At 72.9% G+C, this 16,094-nt stretch carries 16 protein-coding genes and 1 tRNA gene; 11 read left to right on the top strand and 6 right to left on the bottom strand.

Going from position 1 to position 16,094, the window contains the following annotated elements; all coding sequences use genetic code 11:
• Positions 1 to 10: 10 nt before the first annotated feature.
• The gene (hutU, locus tag ACFYT9_RS36995; protein ID WP_387276627.1) at positions 11 to 1,675 is read right to left on the bottom strand and encodes a urocanate hydratase; all 1,665 of its coding nucleotides are present in this window, start codon (positions 1,673 to 1,675) and stop codon (positions 11 to 13) included.
• A gap of 184 nt (positions 1,676 to 1,859) precedes the next feature.
• On the opposite strand from hutU, the gene ACFYT9_RS36990 reads away from it, so the two are divergent.
• From ACFYT9_RS36990 to ACFYT9_RS36965, 6 genes are all read left to right on the top strand, one after another.
• The gene (locus tag ACFYT9_RS36990; protein ID WP_389171131.1) at positions 1,860 to 3,221 is read left to right on the top strand and encodes a diaminopimelate decarboxylase; all 1,362 of its coding nucleotides are present in this window, start codon (positions 1,860 to 1,862) and stop codon (positions 3,219 to 3,221) included.
• 33 nt (positions 3,222 to 3,254) lie between these two features.
• Complete coding sequence (locus ACFYT9_RS36985) at positions 3,255 to 3,722, top strand: SRPBCC family protein (protein WP_389171054.1); 468 nt, start codon at positions 3,255 to 3,257, stop codon at positions 3,720 to 3,722.
• Between the two features lie 151 nt (positions 3,723 to 3,873).
• Positions 3,874 to 4,284 (top strand): hypothetical protein, encoded by a 411-nt coding sequence (locus tag ACFYT9_RS36980; RefSeq protein ID WP_376595876.1) that lies wholly within the window; start codon positions 3,874 to 3,876, stop codon positions 4,282 to 4,284.
• Positions 4,281 to 5,048 carry a transcriptional regulator gene (locus ACFYT9_RS36975; RefSeq protein ID WP_387276633.1) on the top strand — a complete coding sequence of 256 codons (768 nt, stop codon included), beginning with the start codon at positions 4,281 to 4,283 and terminating at the stop codon, positions 5,046 to 5,048. Before ACFYT9_RS36980 ends, ACFYT9_RS36975 begins: the two co-directional genes overlap by 4 nt.
• The gene (locus ACFYT9_RS36970; protein ID WP_376595874.1) at positions 5,048 to 5,482 is read left to right on the top strand and encodes a roadblock/LC7 domain-containing protein; all 435 of its coding nucleotides are present in this window, start codon (positions 5,048 to 5,050) and stop codon (positions 5,480 to 5,482) included. The genes ACFYT9_RS36975 and ACFYT9_RS36970 overlap by 1 nt, the downstream gene beginning before the upstream one ends.
• 47 nt (positions 5,483 to 5,529) lie before the next feature.
• Entirely contained in the window at positions 5,530 to 5,901 is a 372-nt protein-coding gene (locus ACFYT9_RS36965; RefSeq protein ID WP_376595873.1) for a hypothetical protein, read from the top strand.
• Between the two features lie 51 nt (positions 5,902 to 5,952).
• Here the strand turns inward: ACFYT9_RS36965 and ACFYT9_RS36960 are convergent, their stop codons facing one another.
• Entirely contained in the window at positions 5,953 to 6,795 is an 843-nt protein-coding gene (locus ACFYT9_RS36960) for a MurR/RpiR family transcriptional regulator (protein WP_389171050.1), read from the bottom strand.
• Between the two features lie 238 nt (positions 6,796 to 7,033).
• Here ACFYT9_RS36960 and ACFYT9_RS36955 point away from each other — a divergent pair, with 238 nt between their 5' ends.
• Positions 7,034 to 7,807, top strand: coding sequence for a DUF4232 domain-containing protein (locus ACFYT9_RS36955; RefSeq protein ID WP_389171047.1), 774 nt, complete (start codon positions 7,034 to 7,036; stop codon positions 7,805 to 7,807).
• A gap of 267 nt (positions 7,808 to 8,074) precedes the next feature.
• On the opposite strand, the gene ACFYT9_RS36950 is transcribed toward ACFYT9_RS36955, so the two are convergent.
• Complete coding sequence (locus ACFYT9_RS36950; protein ID WP_389171044.1) at positions 8,075 to 9,460, bottom strand: cystathionine beta-synthase; 1,386 nt, start codon at positions 9,458 to 9,460, stop codon at positions 8,075 to 8,077.
• Between the two features lie 131 nt (positions 9,461 to 9,591).
• Between ACFYT9_RS36950 and ACFYT9_RS36945 the strand changes: the two genes are divergently transcribed.
• The 3 genes from ACFYT9_RS36945 (at position 9,592) to ACFYT9_RS36935 (ending at position 13,168) form a co-directional block, all read left to right on the top strand.
• On the top strand, positions 9,592 to 10,647 hold the full coding sequence (locus ACFYT9_RS36945) for an SGNH/GDSL hydrolase family protein (protein ID WP_387276639.1): 1,056 nt from the start codon (positions 9,592 to 9,594) through the stop codon (positions 10,645 to 10,647).
• A 145-nt stretch (positions 10,648 to 10,792) separates the two neighbouring features.
• On the top strand, positions 10,793 to 12,013 hold the full coding sequence (locus tag ACFYT9_RS36940) for an acetyl-CoA C-acetyltransferase (RefSeq protein ID WP_376595868.1): 1,221 nt from the start codon (positions 10,793 to 10,795) through the stop codon (positions 12,011 to 12,013).
• A gap of 327 nt (positions 12,014 to 12,340) precedes the next feature.
• Positions 12,341 to 13,168: a hypothetical protein gene (locus tag ACFYT9_RS36935; RefSeq protein ID WP_389171040.1), complete on the top strand. Its 828-nt coding sequence runs from the start codon at positions 12,341 to 12,343 to the stop codon at positions 13,166 to 13,168.
• Positions 13,169 to 13,282: 114 nt separating this feature from the next.
• Here ACFYT9_RS36935 and ACFYT9_RS36930 read toward each other — a convergent pair whose 3' ends face one another.
• From ACFYT9_RS36930 to ACFYT9_RS36920, 3 genes are all read right to left on the bottom strand, one after another.
• Entirely contained in the window at positions 13,283 to 13,612 is a 330-nt protein-coding gene (locus ACFYT9_RS36930) for a hypothetical protein (protein ID WP_376595866.1), read from the bottom strand.
• A gap of 90 nt (positions 13,613 to 13,702) precedes the next feature.
• Positions 13,703 to 14,605 (bottom strand): Bax inhibitor-1/YccA family protein, encoded by a 903-nt coding sequence (locus ACFYT9_RS36925; RefSeq protein ID WP_376604377.1) that lies wholly within the window; start codon positions 14,603 to 14,605, stop codon positions 13,703 to 13,705.
• Between the two features lie 207 nt (positions 14,606 to 14,812).
• Positions 14,813 to 14,898: transfer RNA gene (locus tag ACFYT9_RS36920), tRNA-Leu, on the bottom strand.
• Between the two features lie 381 nt (positions 14,899 to 15,279).
• Between ACFYT9_RS36920 and ACFYT9_RS36915 the strand changes: the two genes are divergently transcribed.
• A complete protein-coding gene (locus tag ACFYT9_RS36915) occupies positions 15,280 to 16,050 on the top strand; it encodes an ABC transporter ATP-binding protein (protein ID WP_376604375.1) in 771 nt (256 codons plus the stop codon).
• Positions 16,051 to 16,094 lie beyond the last annotated feature (44 nt).

The raw sequence follows: 16,094 nt of genomic DNA, 5'->3' as shown, positions 1-16,094 counted from the left end.
AAGGTGGTGCTCACGCCTGGTCGCCCTCACGCATCGGGACGCGGACGCCCTTCTCGTCGGCGACGCGCTCGGCGATGTCGTAGCCGGCGTCGACGTGGCGGATGACGCCCATGCCGGGGTCGTTGGTGAGCACGCGGCGGATCTTCTCGCCGGCGAGCGCGGTGCCGTCGGCCACCGAGACCTGGCCGGCGTGGATCGAGCGGCCCATGCCGACGCCGCCGCCGTGGTGGATCGAGACCCAGGAGGCGCCGGAGGCGACGTTGACCATGGCGTTGAGGAGCGGCCAGTCGGCGATGGCGTCGGAGCCGTCGAGCATGGCCTCGGTCTCGCGGTACGGGGAGGCGACGGAGCCGCAGTCGAGGTGGTCGCGGCCGATCGCGAGGGGGGCGGCGAGGGTGCCGTCGGCGACCATGTCGTTGAACATGGCGCCGGCCTTGTCGCGCTCGCCCTGGCCGAGCCAGCAGATGCGGGCCGGGAGGCCCTGGAAGTGGACGCGCTCGCCGGCCATCTTGATCCAGCGGTGCAGGGACTCGTTCTCCGGGAAGAGGTCGAGGATCGCCTTGTCCGTCTTGTGGATGTCGGAGGCCTCGCCGGAGAGGGCGGCCCAGCGGAAGGGGCCCTTGCCCTCGCAGAACAGCGGGCGGATGTACGCCGGGACGAAGCCGGGGAAGGCGAAGGCGCGGTCGTAGCCGGCCAGCTGGGCCTCGCCGCGGATGGAGTTGCCGTAGTCGAAGACCTCGGCGCCCGCGTCCATGAAGCCGACCATGGCCTCGACGTGCCTGGCCATCGACTCGCGGGCCTTGACGGTGAAACCGGCCGGGTCCTTGGCCGCCGCGTCCGCCATGTCCTCGAAGGCGACGCCGACGGGGAGGTAGGAGAGCGGGTCGTGGGCCGAGGTCTGGTCGGTGACGATGTCGATCGGGGCGCCCTCGGCGAGCATCTGCGGGACCAGTTCGGCGGCGTTGCCGAGGAGGCCGATGGAGAGCGGGCGGCGGGCGTCGCGCGCCTCGACGGCGAGCCGGAGCGCGTGGGCGAGGTCGTCGGCCTTGACGTCCAGGTAGCGGTGCTCGATGCGGCGCTCGATGGCGCGCGGGTCGACGTCGACACAGATCGCGACGCCGTCGTTCATCGTGACGGCGAGGGGCTGGGCGCCGCCCATGCCGCCGAGGCCGGCGGTGAGGGTGATGGTGCCGGCCAGGGTGCCGCCGAACTTCTTGGCGGCGACGGCGGCGAAGGTCTCGTAGGTGCCCTGGAGGATGCCCTGGGTGCCGATGTAGATCCAGGAACCGGCGGTCATCTGGCCGTACATGGTGAGGCCGAGCTGCTCCAGGCGCCGGAACTCCTCCCAGTTCGCCCAGTCGCCGACCAGGTTGGAGTTGGCGATGAGGACGCGCGGGGCCCACTCGTGGGTCTGCATGACGCCGACCGGGCGGCCGGACTGGACGAGCATGGTCTCGTCCTGCTTGAGGGTGCGCAGGGTGCGGACCATGGCGTCGAAGGAGCGCCAGTCGCGGGCGGCCTTGCCGGTGCCGCCGTAGACGACGAGCTTGTCGGGGTGCTCGGCGACCTCGGGGTCGAGGTTGTTCTGGAGCATCCGGAGGGCGGCCTCCTGCTGCCATCCCAGGGCGCTCAGTTCCGTACCGCGGGGGGCTCGTACGGGGCGGGGTCCTGACATGGGGGTGCCTCCTCGGATGTCGTTCAGATATTCACATCCTGGACTGATGAATAGTTGTAGTCAACAGGGCGCGGTGCGGCCCGTCGGGCGCGCGGGGGCTCGCGCCGCCTGCCGCGCGCCTCGGAGCGCCCCCTGCGCGCCCCCCGCGCACGCCCCGGTGACGGCTCGCGCCGCGCCCGCCAGGATGGGCCCCATGGCCTCCTACCGCCGTGACCTCGCCGTCCGAGCCGCCGTCGCCCGAGGACTCCTCGCTCCCGCCGCCGCCCCCGCCCCGGGACTCCGCACCCCCGGCGCCGCCCCCGTCGTCGCCCTCCTCGACACGGCCGGCATCCGCGCCTCCGCCGCTGCCCTGACCAGCGCCTTCGCCGCCGTCACCGACGCCGAGGTGCTGCACGCCTTCGCCGTGAAGGCCGCCCCGCTCGTCCCCGTCCTGCGCCTGCTGGCCGACGCGGGCATCGGCGCCGAGGTGGCGAGCCCGGGCGAACTGGCCCTCGCCCGCGCCGCCGGGCTGCCCCCGTCCCGTACGGTCCTCGACTCGCCCGCCAAGACGCCCGCCGAACTCCGCGAGGCGCTGGCCCTCGGAATCGCCGTCAACGCCGACAACCTCCAGGAACTCGCCCGCGTCGACGCCCTGGTCGCCTCCGCCCCCACCGCCTCGCCGCTCGGCCTCCGGGTCAACCCGCAGGTCGGCGCCGGGACGATCGGCGCCCTCTCCACCGCCACCGCCACCTCCAAGTTCGGCGTCGCGCTGCGCGACGAGGGCGCCCGCGAGGCCGTCGTCCAGGCGTACCTCGACCGCCCCTGGCTCACTCGGCTGCACACCCACACCGGCTCCCAGGGCATCCCCCTCACCCTGATGGCCGAAGGCGTCAGGACCGCGTACGAGCTGGCCGAGGAGATCAACGCCAAGGCGGGCCGCCCCCAGATCGACACCCTCGACATCGGCGGCGGCCTCCCCGTCAACTTCTCCTCCGACGACGAGACCCCCACCTACGCCGAGTACGCCCGGCTGCTCGCCGCCACCGCCCCCGGCCTCCTCGACGGCCGCTACCGCCTGGTCACCGAGTTCGGCCGCTCCCTGCTCGCCAAGCACGGCACGGTCCTCACCCGCGTCGAGTACACCAAGACCTCCGGCGGACGCCCGATCGCCGTCACCCACGCGGGCGTCCAGCTCGCCACCCGGACCGTGTACGCCCCCGAGGCGTGGCCGCTGCGGATCCTCGCCTACGACTCCGAGGGCCGCCCCCGGTCCGGCGAGGTCACCGTCCAGGACGTGGCGGGCCCCGCCTGCTTCGCCGGGGACCTGCTCGCCGCCGGCCGCGCCCTGCCGCTGCTCCACCCCGGCGACGTGGTCGCCGTCCCGGACACCGGCGCCTACGCCTTCGCCCACCACTACGCCTACAACTCCCTGCCCCGCCCCGCCGTGCACGGCTTCACCGTCACCGGCGACGGCGGGGTCTCCTTCGCCCTCGTCCGCCCCGCGCAGACCACGGAGGAGATCGTCGCCGAGGCCGGCGGCGCGCACGCGGACGCGCTCGTCCGGTAGCGGAGAAGCGGCACAACCACTTCGATGGAGACCATGACCACCACCACAACCGTCGTCGTCGAGCGCCGGGTCGCCGCCTCGCCGGGCCGCGTCTGGGAGGCGATCACCGACCTGCCGGAGATGCCCCGGGTGCTCTCCGGCGTCCAGAGGGTCGAGGTCCTCACGGAGGGCGGCTTCGGCGTCGGCACCCGCTGGCGCGAGACCCGGAAGATGCTGGGCAAGGAGGCCACGGAGGAGATGACCGTGACCGAGTGCGAGCCGCCCGACCGGTACGTGGCGGTCGCCGACTCGCACGGCATGCACTACGTCTCCGAGCTCTCCCTGCGCGCCGAGGGACCGGACGCGAGCGTGCTCCGGATGACCTTCTCCGGCGGCCCGGCGGACGGCCGCAAGCCCGGATTCGTCACCCGCGTCCTCGCCCGCATCGGCTCGAAGGCCGTCGCCAAGGCGCTCGCGAAGGACCTGGACGACATCGCCCGGGCGGTCACGAGCCGGTACTGAACCGGGGGTCCACCCTCCATCGTCGTTCACTTCAGGCCGCCCTTGGGCATGTTCCGATGGAAAATGCCAGAACCCCCTCCCGGGGCCGCGCCGTTCAGTAACGTCACCGTCACTGCCGTTGCTCGCACGCCGAATCGGGAGGGGAACCCGCGTGCCCGGAATCGACGAGTGCCTGATGGAGGCCATGACCCTGCCGGGTGCTCGCGGTGCCTCCCTGGTCGACTGGAACAGCGGCCTCGCACTCGGGACCGCGGGCGAGTCACCGGTCGGCGACCACGAGACGACCGCCGCCGAGACCGCCGAACTCGCCCGATCCGCCGCCGAGTTCGACTCCTTCACCGCCCCCGGGGACGAGCCGGAGGCCGCCGGAGGGGCCGAGGGCCAGCCACCCGTCGAGGACCTGATCCTCACCACCCGGGCCGGCTACCACGTCCTCCGCTTCGTCCGGACCTCCTTCGACAGCAGCGTCTTCCTCCACCTCTGGCTCGACCGCGACACCGGCAACCTCGCCCTCGCCCGCCTCCGGCTCGGCGACCTCGCCGAGAGACTGGTCCTCGGATGAGCGTCTCCCCGATGCTCGTCCGGCTCGCGGCGGAGAAGGCCACCGGCGCCCTGCTGCGCGACCACGGCACCCTCTACCTCGTCGACGGGCACGTCGTGCACGCCGAGAGCCCCGCCGCCCCCGGCATGGACGTCCTGCTCACCACCGCCGGCCGGCTCCCCCGCGAGAACTGGGACGAGGCCGTCGACCGGGCCGGCGCCCACCGGGCCGTCGGCCGCTTCCTCGTCGACAGCGGCCGGCTGCGCGACGGCGAACTGGAGATATGCCACCTCGGCGCCGTCTTCGACGCCGCCTTCTTCGCCCTCGCCCCCGCCAGCGGCCCCACCCGCTTCCGGTACGGGGTCGGCCACTGGTTCGGCACCGTCCGCCCGGTCTCCGCCGAGGCCGTCGAGCGCGAGACCCTCCGCCGCCGCGAACTCCTCGACTCCGTCTGGCCGTACGCCTCCGTCGACACCGCCCCCGTCGTCCCCCGCCCGGCCGCCCCCGGCCAGGGCGTCGGCGCCCGCCGCCGCGCCCTGCTCGCCGCCGCCGACGGTGTCCGCACCCCCGCCGAGCTGGCCCGGGTCCTCGGCCGCCCCGCCTTCCACACCCTCCTCGACGTCCGCAGGCTCGCCGCCGCCGGCCTCGTCGAGACCCCGCTCGACGCGGCCCCCGGCGCCACCCCCCCACCGCCGTCCCCGGAGTGGTCACCGGTCCCCCCGGTCTCCGACCCCGACATCGCCCTGCTGCGCCGGCTCCGTGACGCCCTGGAGGCACACCTGTGATGAGGCGTGCTCTGCGCCTGCGCGCCGAGAGGAGACAGTTGATGACAGCCGAAGCCGAGGTGCTCGGCGAGCTCAGACGCCTGCGCGCCCGGCTGCCCCAGCTCACCGGGGCGCTCGCGGCCAGCGCCGACGGCCTCGTGCTCGCCCACGACACCGTGGACGGCGCCGCCGAGAGCGTCGCCGCGCTGACCGCCGCCGCGCTCGGCGTCGGCCGGCGGCTGACCGAGTCCACCGGCCAGGGCGGCTTCCGCGAACTGCTCGTCCGCGGCGAGACCGGCTACGTCGCCACCTACGCGGCCGGCGGCTCCGCCGTCCTCACCCTGCTCGCCGAGCCCCGCATCAACGTGGGCCGGCTCCATCTGGAGGCCCGCCGCTCCAGCGCCCGCATAGGCGACCTCGTCGACGGCGCGCTGGAGCGCAGGGACCTCAGCTGACCCGGCCCCGCAAGCAAACCGAACCCGAACAGAAGGAAGTGGACACCATGGCGAACACCGAAGGCGCCCTCAAGGAAGCGCTCACGATCGAGGGCGCGGTCGGCGCGGCCCTCGTCGACTACACCAGCGGCATGGCCCTCGGCACCATCGGCGGCGGCAAGGAGCTCGACCTCACCGTCGCCGCCGCGGGCAACACCGACGTGGTGCGGGCCAAGCTCCGGACGATGGAGATGCTGGGCCTCCAGGAGGACATCGAGGACATCCTGATCACCCTCGGCACCCAGTACCACCTCATCCGGCTGCTCAAGTCGCGCGGCAGCAACGGCCTCTTCCTCTACCTGGCGCTGTCCAAGGACCGGGCCAACCTGGCGATGGCCCGCCACCAGCTGAAGAAGATCGAGGCGGAGCTGGAGGTCTGACCGGTCCCGGGTCCCGCCGGGACCCCCGCCCCGCCGGGAGCCCCCCGGCTCTCACTCCACGAAGAGTCCCCGCTCCGCCGCCCTCGCGTCGAACTGCTCCAGACGCGCCTGCGCGTCCGGCAGCTCGTCCGCCATGGCCTCCAGCAGGACCCGGCCGAGGAGCATCGGCGCGCAGGCCGTGTCGAAGGCGAGCCCGGTGCCGACAGCGGCCGGGATGAGCAGGTCGGAGTGGGCGGCGACGGGGGCGAAGGCGGACTCGGCGACGGTCACCACCTGGAGACCGGCCGCCCGCGCGTACTCCAGGACCTCGACGACCTCGCGCGGGTGCCGGGGCAGCGCGAAGCAGAGCAGCGCGGTGGCCCCGGCACGTACGGCCGCGTCGATCCGGTCCATGAGCATCGAGCCGCCCTCGTCGAGCAGCCGGACGTCCGGGTGCACCTTGGCGGCGAAGTAGGCGAAGCCCCGGGCCTGCGAGGAGGCGGCGCGCAGACCGAGGACGAGCAGCGGGCGCGAGCCGGCGAGGAGCCGCCCGGCGCGCTCCACGGGCGCGGGGTCGGCGAGGAGCCCGGCGAGGTGGCGCAGGTTCTCGATCTCGGCGAGGACGGCCTGCTGGTACGCGTTGTGCCCGGCGTCCTCCCCGCCGGCGGGCTTCTCGGGCGGTGCGACCTCGCGCAGGTGGCGGCGGAGCGCGGGGTAGCCGTCGAAGCCGAGGGCGACCGCGAAGCGGGTCACGGAGGGCTGGCTGACTCCGGCCAGCTCCGCGAGCTCGACGCTGGAGAGGAAGGGCGCGTCGGCGGCCCGCCGGACCATGCAGTGGGCGATCCGCCGCTGCGTGGGCGTGAGCCGGTGCCCCTCGAAGAGCGCCTGGAGCCGCCCGGCCGGGCTGTCGCTCATGCCGTCCCCCTTCATCCATTCATCCCTGACCCTGTCTGCATAAGGATATGCAGAGGCGGTACGGACGGGACGGGAGCGGCCCCTTCCGGGTGCCATGGTCACGCCATGACGTCCGCTTCGTCCGAGGGCTGTAACAAACGCGGGAGGCCGGTGGAGCCCCGCCCCCGGCTGGCAAGAATAGCCATGTCGCTTGCACACAGGCCGACTTGAGGTCGGTCACGGGGGAAGAGGGAACGGCATGAACTCGAAGACGGCCGGAGCCGGCGCACCGCGCCGCCGCCTGCGCGGAGCGGTCCTGGGCGCGGCCGTGGTCGCGGCGCTGCTGACGACCACCGCCTGCCAGGAGTCCGACGGTGACACCGGCGCCGCCGCGTCGCCGACCGCCTCGGCCCCCTCGGCCGCGTCCCCCTCGGGCTCCGCGTCCGCCGGCCGGGCGCCGGCGTCCACCGCGCCCGCGACCGCCGCGCCCACCGGTGACTCCGGGACCGGCACCGCCGGACCGTCGGCCACCGGGACCGGGGACAGCGGCGAGACGGGTGGCGGAAACGGCACGGAGTACGCGGACTGCGAGGCCGACGGGCTGAACACCGCCGTCGAGCTCCAGGACGCGGCCGGGGAGACCCCCCGCCGCTTCCTGCTGACGGTCACCAACGCCTCGAAGACCCCCTGCGTCCTCAACGAGGCCCCGATCCTGCGGCTCAGGGCCGGGAACGACGCCCCGATCGTCGAGACGCTCGGGGAGCCGGACTCCGAGCCGGTGGTCGTCGAGGGCGGCGGGAAGGCCTACGCGGGCCTGTACGTCTTCGGCAACGACGAGGGCGGCGAGGCGGTGTACGACCAGTCCGACCGCTTCACGGCCACCCTGGTCGCCGGCGAGGGCACCGAGCTGCGCGGCACGCTCGTCTTCGACCTGCCCGACGGCCTCGACACGGTGTCCGTCGACGACGCGGCGCGGGTGAACGGCTGGGCCGGCACCGAGGGCCTGGCGATGCGGCCGATCACCCAGCTCTGAGCCGGGAGGAGGATTGCGCGGGGACCGCCGCACCCCCATCGCTGGGGGGCGGGACGACGGCGGTCCCCGCGGGGGACACGGGCCCGGGTCAGGGCCGGTCTCCGCGTCCGCGGCGTCTTCAGAGGTCCGGGAGCCGCTCCGGAAGTTCTGTGACGCCGACGAGGAACACTCTGCCGGAGGCGTGTTAAGCGGGTGCTGCGCGGACGTGACGTGCTCGTACCGTTTGCGCGAACGCCCGCGCGGGCCCCCGCCGCCCCCGGCCGGGTGCTACCTCGCGCCGCCGTTGGCCAGGAAGGCGAGCAGGTCCTGGCGGCTGACGACCCCGGTCGGCTTGCCCTCGACGAGGACGATGGCGGCGTCGGCGTCGCCGAGGACCGACATCAGGTCGGCGACCGGCTCGCCGGAGCCGACCTGCGGCAGCGGGGCGGACATGTGGCCCTCCAGCGGGTCCTCCAGCTGCGCCTTGTGGGTGAAGAGGTGGTCCAGGAGCTCCCGCTCGACGACCGAGCCGATGACCTCGGCGGCCATCACGTCGGGGTGGCCGGCGCCCGGCTTCACGATGGGCATCTGGGAGACGCCGTACTCGCGCAGCACCTCGATGGCCTGGCCGACGGTCTCGTCCGGGTGCATGTGGACGAGGGAGGGCAGGCCGCCCGACTTGTGGCGCAGGACGTCGGCGACGGTGGCGGTGGCGGTGGACTCCAGGAAGCCGTAGTCCGCCATCCACTCGTCGTTGAAGATCTTCGACATGTAGCCGCGGCCGGAGTCCGGCAGGAGGACGACGACGACGTCGTCGGGGCCGAGCTCCCTGGCGACCTCCAGGGCTGCGACCACGGCCATGCCGCAGGAGCCGCCGACGAGCAGGCCCTCCTCCTTGGCGAGGCGGCGGGTCATCTGGAAGGAGTCCTTGTCGGAGACCGCGACGATCCGGTCGGTGACGTTCCGGTCGTAGGCGGTGGGCCAGAAGTCCTCGCCGACGCCCTCGACCAGGTACGGGCGGCCGGAGCCGCCCGAGTAGACGGAGCCCTCGGGGTCGGCGCCGATGACCTCGACGGTCCCGCCGCTGGCCTCCTTGAGGTAGTTGCCGGTGCCGGAGATGGTGCCGCCGGTGCCGACGCCCGCGACGAAGTGGGTGATCTTCCCCTCCGTCTGGTCCCACAGTTCGGGACCGGTGGTCTCGTAGTGCGAGCGCGGGTTGTTCGGGTTGGAGTACTGGTCGGGCTTCCAGGCGCCGGGGATCTCGCGGACGAGCCGGTCGGAGACGTTGTAGTACGAGTCCGGGTGCTCGGGGTCGACGGCGGTGGGGCAGACGACGACCTCGGCCCCGTAGGCCCGCAGTACGTTGATCTTGTCGAGGGACACCTTGTCCGGGCAGACGAAGACGCACTTGTAGCCCTTCTGCTGGGCCACGATCGCCAGGCCGACGCCGGTGTTGCCGGACGTGGGCTCGACGATGGTGCCCCCGGGCTTCAGCTCGCCGCTCTGCTCGGCGGCCTCGATCATGCGCAGGGCGATGCGGTCCTTGACCGACCCGCCGGGGTTGAAGTACTCCACCTTGGCGAGGACGGTGGCCTGGATGCCTGCCGTCACGTTGTTGAGCTTCACCAGCGGGGTGTTGCCGACGAGGCTGATCATCGAGTCGTGGAATTGCACCGTGTTCTCCGGGGTCTCCGTAATGGTGTGGCCAGCGTATGCGTAGTCGGGACGCCTTTCGGGGCAGTTAGACCCTGAACGGCTGGAACGGCTTGACGGACCTGTACGGCTCGAAGGAGGTGACGCCCCCGATGTCCAGGGCGAGGGTGGCGCGCCGGATCGCGGCGGGAGCGGCGTACGGCGGCGGGAGCATCGGACTGATCGGCGTGGCCGCGGTCGGGATCGTGCTGGCGGAGGCGCAGCTCGCGAAGCGGACGGTGGGCACGGGGACGGCTCCCCTGCCGCCGGCGGCGGACGGGCTCTACGGGAGGGCGTTCGGCGCGGAGGACCCGCTGCGGCTGGCCCTTCTGGGTGATTCCACCGCCGCGGGTCAGGGCGTGCGCCGGGCCGGTCAGACGCCGGGCGCCCTGCTCGCCTCGGGGCTCGCGGCGGTCGCGGAGCGCCCGGTGACGCTGCGGAACGTGGCGCTGTCGGGGGCCCGCTCGGACGACCTGGAGCGGCAGGTGTCGCTGCTGCTCGCACAGCCGCTGGGACCGCCGGACGTCTGCGTGATCATGATCGGGGCGAACGACGTGACGCACCGCATGCCCGCGACGGAGTCGGTACGGCTCCTGGCGGCGGCGGTGCGGAGCCTGCGGACGGCCGGCGCGGAGGTGGTCGTCGGCACCTGCCCGGACCTGGGCACGATCGAGCCGGTCTACCAGCCGCTGCGCTGGCTGGCCCGGCGGGCCTCGCGGCAGCTGGCGGCGGCGCAGACGATCGTGGTGGTGGAGCAGGGCGGGCGGACGGTGTCGCTGGGCGACCTGCTGGGCCCTGAGTTCGCGGCGAACCCGCGGGAGATGTTCGGGGTGGACCTCTTCCACCCGTCGGCGGAGGGGTACGCCACGGCGGCGATGGCGGTGCTGCCGACGCTGTGCGCCTCGCTCGGCGTGTGGCCGGAACCGGACCGGCTGGAGCCGGGCCGCCGCGAGGACATGCTGCCGGTGGCGAAGGCGGCGGCCGAGGCGGCGAAGCAGGCGGGTACCGAGGTGACCGGTGCCCGGGCGCCGTGGGCGCTCCTGAAGCACCGGCGCAGGCGGCGGCTGACGGAGGCGGGCGAGGCCGCGGAGGCGGGGGCGGCGCCGGCCTCCGGGGAGGCGCCGGAGGGCCGCGGGGAGCCGCTGCCGCAGGACTCCCCGCGGGCCTGAGGGCCGGCGGGGAGCGACCCTCCCCCCCGCCTGAGCAAGCGCTTAGAAAAGAGGTCCGCATCACACGCCGATCCCGGTGACCCCGTGCGGTACGTCCGGGTAACTTCCCAGTGAGTCCGACCGCCACCAGCCCCCTGGAGCCGTGATGCCCGAAGCCGTGATCGTCTCGACCGCCCGTTCCCCCATCGGCCGGGCCTTCAAGGGCTCCCTGAAGGACCTGCGCCCCGACGACCTCACGGCCACGATCATCCAGGCCGCGCTCGCCAAGGTCCCCGAGCTGGACCCGCGCGACATCGACGACCTGATGCTGGGCTGCGGCCTTCCGGGCGGCGAGCAGGGCAACAACCTGGGCCGGATCGTGGCCGTGCAGATGGGCATGGACCACCTGCCGGGCTGCACGGTCACGCGCTACTGCTCCTCCTCGCTGCAGACCTCCCGGATGGCGCTGCACGCGATCAAGGCGGGCGAGGGCGACGTCTTCATCTCGGCCGGCGTCGAGATGGTCTCCCGCTTCGTGAAGGGCAACTCGGACTCGCTGCCGGACACGCACAACCCGTTCTTCGCCGACGCCGAGGCCCGTACCGCCGAGGTCGCCGCGTCCGAGGGCTCCTCCTGGCACGACCCGCGCGAGGACGGCATCGTCCCCGACGCGTACATCGCCATGGGCCAGACCGCGGAGAACCTGGCCCGCTGGAAGGGCGTCACCCGCCAGGACATGGACGAGTTCGGCGTCCGCTCGCAGAACCTGGCCGAGCAGGCCATCAAGAACGGCTTCTGGGCCCGCGAGATCACCCCGGTGACGCTCCCGGACGGCACGGTCGTCTCCACCGACGACGGCCCGCGCGCCGGCGTCACCCTGGAGGGCGTGTCCGGCCTGAAGCCGGTCTTCCGCCCCGACGGCCTGGTCACCGCCGGCAACTGCTGCCCGCTGAACGACGGCGCCGCCGCGCTCGTCATCATGTCCGACACCAAGGCGCGCGAGCTGGGCCTGACCCCGCTGGCCCGGATCGTCTCCACCGGCGTCTCCGGCCTCTCGCCCGAGATCATGGGCCTCGGCCCGGTCGAGGCGTCGAAGCAGGCCCTCCAGCGGGCCGGCCTGTCCTCCTCCGACATCGACCTGGTCGAGATCAACGAGGCCTTCGCCGCGCAGGTCATCCCGTCCTACCGGGACCTCGGCTTCGACCTCGACAAGGTCAACGTCAACGGCGGCGCCATCGCCGTCGGCCACCCCTTCGGCATGACCGGCGCGCGCATCACCGGCACCCTGATCAACAGCCTCCAGTTCCACGACAAGCAGTTCGGCCTGGAGACGATGTGCGTCGGCGGCGGCCAGGGCATGGCGATGGTCATCGAGCGGCTGAGCTGAGCCGCAGCGGAGGGTAGGGGGCGCGCGAGGAACGAGAGCGGCTGAGCTGAATCGAGCGGCTGAGCCAGTACCGGCTGGGCCGCGCTCTCCACCCGCCGAGCGCGTCAACCTCACCGCGTCCGAGCCGTGACCGAATCTCCCCCAGGATGTGACCTACATCCCGGGGGAGTTCGTTTTCCCAGGTCAGAGCTATTTGGGGACTAAACACCCGGCCGAAATACCTGTCCATTTCGTGACGTAATGCACTGACAGGCAGCCCCACCCCACGACAAGCTGATGTAGGAAGTCGGGGGATCGACTCGAACCGGGAGTACGTCAGTGAGCGCCATGTCTCTTGCCCTGCTGCTGACCACGGCCGCTGCCACGGCCGTGGGCGCCGCTGCCCTGCACCACGTGCGGGGTCTCCGCAAGGAGGTCACCGCCCTGCGCACCGAGCTGGCCGCCGGCCACGGCGTGACGGTCCCCGCGGCCCGCGCCACGCCCGCCGCCGAGATACGGGCCGCGGTCGCGGAGGCGCTGGCCGAGGAGCGCGAGCGCGAGCTCGCCGAGGCGCGGGCCTTCTGGGCCGCGCAGGAGGCCAGGGACGCGGCCGACGCGCCCTCCGCCCTCCTCGGCGGCCCGGGCGGCGAGGAGGCCGGCGCTCTCTTCCTCCCGCGCCAGACGGACTTCGTGGGCCTGGAGGCGATGGCGCTGGAGGCCATGGAGGCCGAGGCGGCCGCCCTCGACGGCATCGTCGACCCGGTGGACGACTTCCCGGAGTACCCGGAGGACTCGGCCGAGCTGGCCGCCGCCCGCCGCCGGCACCCCTCGCACCCGGACTTCGTGCCGGTGCAGACGCCGGTCGTGACGGACCACGAGCGCACGGTGGCGCGCCTGGAGGAGCTGGCCGACACGGCCACGGCCCTCACGGACGTCCGCCCGGGCCCGCTGGGCACCCTCGACGTGTACGTCTTCGCCGACGGCACCACGCTCTGCATGACCCCGGGGCACCGTGAGACCGCGGAGCGCCTCGCGGACGCCCTCCAGGCCGGGCGCACCCCGGTCCTCCTCGGCGGCTCGGGCGTCTCGGGCGCCTTCGCCCTGACCTTCTCCTACGGCGAGACCGACGAGGAGAACGTCTACATCCTCGCCGACCGCGTCATCGCCTCGCTCTAGTCCTTCGACGCGCCCCTCGCACCGCGAGGCCCTGGGGGGCCTCGCAGGCTTCGGGGCGCTGCGGCGGCCTCCGACCGCGGATCCGCACGGCCCGCGCCACAGCCCCGGCCCTGCTCAGAGCCCCGACCGCTCCGCGGCCTCCCGTACCAACCGCACGGCCTCGACCAGCTCCCGCTCGCGGGAGGGGGACGGGGCCGTTCGCAGTGCCTCCGCCAGGTCCGTGCCCACGACCACCAGCTGGTCGGCGACCGCGAAGAGGCCCGCGTCGGGGACGGTCCGGGGCTCCAGGCCCGGCGTCTCCACCGCCTGCGCGCGTACCGCCAGCTCCCTCGCCAGGGCCAGGCCCTCGGCGGCCGCGCCCCGCTGGAGGCGGCTCTGCGGGGCGACCCGCAGCCGGTCCGCGAGGCGTTCCACGGCGGCGGTCAGTTCACTCGTATCCAGCACCCGCCCGACCCTACCGGGGCCCCGCGGGGGACGCGGAAGGGCCCGCCCGGCGGATGCCGGACGGGCCCTTCCCCCGAGTCACGGGGTGCGTCAGTCGTCGCCCTGGAGGATCGACAGCAGACGCAGCATCTCCAGGTAGATCCACACCAGGGTCATGGTGAGACCGAAGGCGGCCAGCCACGCCTCCTCGCGCGGAGCGCCGTAGGTCACGCCGTCCTCGACCTGCTTGAAGTCGAGGGCCAGGAAGCAGGCACCCAGGATGACGCCGATGACACCGAAGAGGATGCCGAGGCCACCGCTGCGGAAGCCGAGGCCGTCACCGCCGGCGAACACCGAGAAGAGCAGGTTCACCACCATGAGCAGCATGAAGCCCATGGCGGCGGCCATCACGAAGCCGGTGAAGCGGCGGTTGACCCGGATCCAGCCCATCTTGTAGGCGATGAGCACACCGGCGAAGACCGCCATCGTGCCGAGGACCGCCTGGACGACCACGCCGTCGGCGATGTAGGTCGAGACGGCCGCGGAGATCACGCCGAGGAAGACGCCCTCGAAGGCGGCGTAGCCCAGGATCAGCGCCGGCGAGGCCTTGCGCTTGAAGGACTGCACGAGCGCCAGGACGAGCGCGACCAGGGCGGCGCCGATGGCGATGCCGTAGGACTTGCCCAGGTTCGCCGGGTCGACCGGCAGCAGGAACCAGGACAGGGCGGCGGTGAGGACGACGGTGCCGAGCGTCATGGCCGTACGGCTCACGACGTCGTCGATCGTCATCACATTGCCGCGCGCCTGCTGCGGGGCGCCCGTCTGGACGTCCTGCGGGGCGTAGGGGTTGGTGGCGTACGGGTTGGTCGCACCCTCGGCGTACGGGTTACCGGTCGCGTACGGGTTCGCTCCGACGGCGGGGCCCCCGGCCTGCGGCTGCTGCGCGTTGAAGCCCGCGTAGCCGTTGTCGCGGCTGAACCCCCGTCGCGAGAAGACCGGGTTGCTGCTCCTCATCTCACTCCTCCATGGACGGCCGCACTGCGCGGCCTTGCGTCAAGGGTAATGCGTAGGCAAAAGAAACTCTCTAGTGCTCGGGGAGGATCTTTTGCGACAACTTTCGATCTTCACCGGCCACCGGAGGCCCGGGAGTGAGGGGCGGGCAGGTGCAGGAGGGGCGACGGGGGCGGTACACCGGGCCGCAGGCGTCTCCTGGGGCCCGGGTGGTGCCCGGAACCGGACTTGAACCGGTACGGCCCGAAGGCCAGCGAGGTTTAAGCTCGCCGTGTCTGCTATTCCACCATCCGGGCGTTATCCGCGTAGCTCCGCGTTGGCACAGGAGCCTATCGGGACCCCTCCCTCGTTCAGCGGAACGAGCGTCCGATGTTGTCTTATTTTATTGACGCCTGAGGGTGCGTCAGTGCAGGTGAGCGCGTTTTCCGCAAACTGTGACGGGGGTCGCAGGCGCAAAGGATCCACCCCTGGATTGACCAGATCTCGCCGCAGGTGTGTCACGTCCGCCGTCGGGGTCGAGGTCATACCAGAGGAGGAGGCCCGGGAGGCGCGGTCCGACCCAAGGGGGCCCCTCGAACGGGCACGTGGACGGACGCTTCGGGCCGGAACGTTCGAAACGATGGAGTGGTTCCCGGGACACCGGGTTCCCGAACAGTCGTCCTGACAGGAGTCCTCTCGTGACCACCACCCCCACCGTGCCCCGCGCCACCGCGGTGGCCGCCCGCGCCACGGAGCTCACGAAGGTCTACGGGCAGGGCGAGACCCAGGTGGTCGCGCTCGACCGGGTCAGCGTGGACTTCCGCCAGGGCGAGTTCACCGCGATCATGGGCCCCTCGGGCTCCGGCAAGTCGACGCTCATGCACTGCGTCGCCGGCCTCGACTCCTTCTCCTCCGGCTCCGTCCGGATCGGCGACACCGAGCTGTCCACCCTCAAGGACAAGCACCTCACCCAGCTCCGCCGGGACAAGATCGGCTTCATCTTCCAGGCGTTCAACCTGCTGCCGACCCTGACCGCCCTGGAGAACATCACGCTCCCCATGGACATCGCCGGCCGCAAGCCCGACCAGGCGTGGGTCCAGAAGGTCATCGACATGCTCGGCCTCTCCGGCCGTCTCAAGCACCGCCCGACCGAGCTCTCCGGCGGCCAGCAGCAGCGCGTCGCCGTCGCCCGCGCCCTCGCCTCCCAGCCGGAGATCATCTTCGGTGACGAGCCCACCGGAAACCTGGACTCCCGCTCCGGCGCCGAGGTCCTCGGCTTCCTCCGCAACTCGGTCCGCGAGCTCGGCCAGACCGTCGTCATGGTCACCCACGACCCCGTCGCCGCCTCCTACGCCGACCGTGTGATCTTCCTGGCCGACGGCCGGATCGTCGACGAGATGCTGCGCCCCTCCGCCGACGGAGTCCTCGACCGCATGAAGGCGTTCGACGCCAAGGGCCGTACGAGCTGACGCGAGGCGTCGCGCCCCGCGAGAGCCCCGCACCCGACTTCCGT

The organism is Streptomyces sp. NPDC004435 (assembly GCF_042873895.1).
Lineage (GTDB): Bacteria > Actinomycetota > Actinomycetes > Streptomycetales > Streptomycetaceae > Streptomyces.
Note: the sequence above shows the minus strand (reverse complement) of the source record. Positions and strands in the feature narration are given on the sequence as shown.

What these genes read in the sequence shown, in the direction of transcription:
- ACFYT9_RS36985 (WP_389171054.1), top strand. Translation starts at nt 3,255, where the DNA reads ATGACCACCACCACAACCGTCGTCGTCGAGCGCCGGGTCGCCGCCTCG.
- ACFYT9_RS36965 (WP_376595873.1), top strand. Translation starts at nt 5,530, where the DNA reads ATGGCGAACACCGAAGGCGCCCTCAAGGAAGCGCTCACGATCGAGGGC.
- ACFYT9_RS36975 (WP_387276633.1), top strand. Translation starts at nt 4,281, where the DNA reads ATGAGCGTCTCCCCGATGCTCGTCCGGCTCGCGGCGGAGAAGGCCACC.
- ACFYT9_RS36940 (WP_376595868.1), top strand. Translation starts at nt 10,793, where the DNA reads ATGCCCGAAGCCGTGATCGTCTCGACCGCCCGTTCCCCCATCGGCCGG.
- hutU (WP_387276627.1), bottom strand. Translation starts at nt 1,675, where the DNA reads ATGTCAGGACCCCGCCCCGTACGAGCCCCCCGCGGTACGGAACTGAGC.
- ACFYT9_RS36990 (WP_389171131.1), top strand. Translation starts at nt 1,860, where the DNA reads ATGGGCCCCATGGCCTCCTACCGCCGTGACCTCGCCGTCCGAGCCGCC.
- ACFYT9_RS36955 (WP_389171047.1), top strand. Translation starts at nt 7,034, where the DNA reads ATGAACTCGAAGACGGCCGGAGCCGGCGCACCGCGCCGCCGCCTGCGC.
- ACFYT9_RS36945 (WP_387276639.1), top strand. Translation starts at nt 9,592, where the DNA reads ATGTCCAGGGCGAGGGTGGCGCGCCGGATCGCGGCGGGAGCGGCGTAC.
- ACFYT9_RS36925 (WP_376604377.1), bottom strand. Translation starts at nt 14,605, where the DNA reads ATGAGGAGCAGCAACCCGGTCTTCTCGCGACGGGGGTTCAGCCGCGAC.
- ACFYT9_RS36960 (WP_389171050.1), bottom strand. Translation starts at nt 6,795, where the DNA reads ATGAGCGACAGCCCGGCCGGGCGGCTCCAGGCGCTCTTCGAGGGGCAC.
- ACFYT9_RS36935 (WP_389171040.1), top strand. Translation starts at nt 12,341, where the DNA reads ATGTCTCTTGCCCTGCTGCTGACCACGGCCGCTGCCACGGCCGTGGGC.
- ACFYT9_RS36970 (WP_376595874.1), top strand. Translation starts at nt 5,048, where the DNA reads ATGAGGCGTGCTCTGCGCCTGCGCGCCGAGAGGAGACAGTTGATGACA.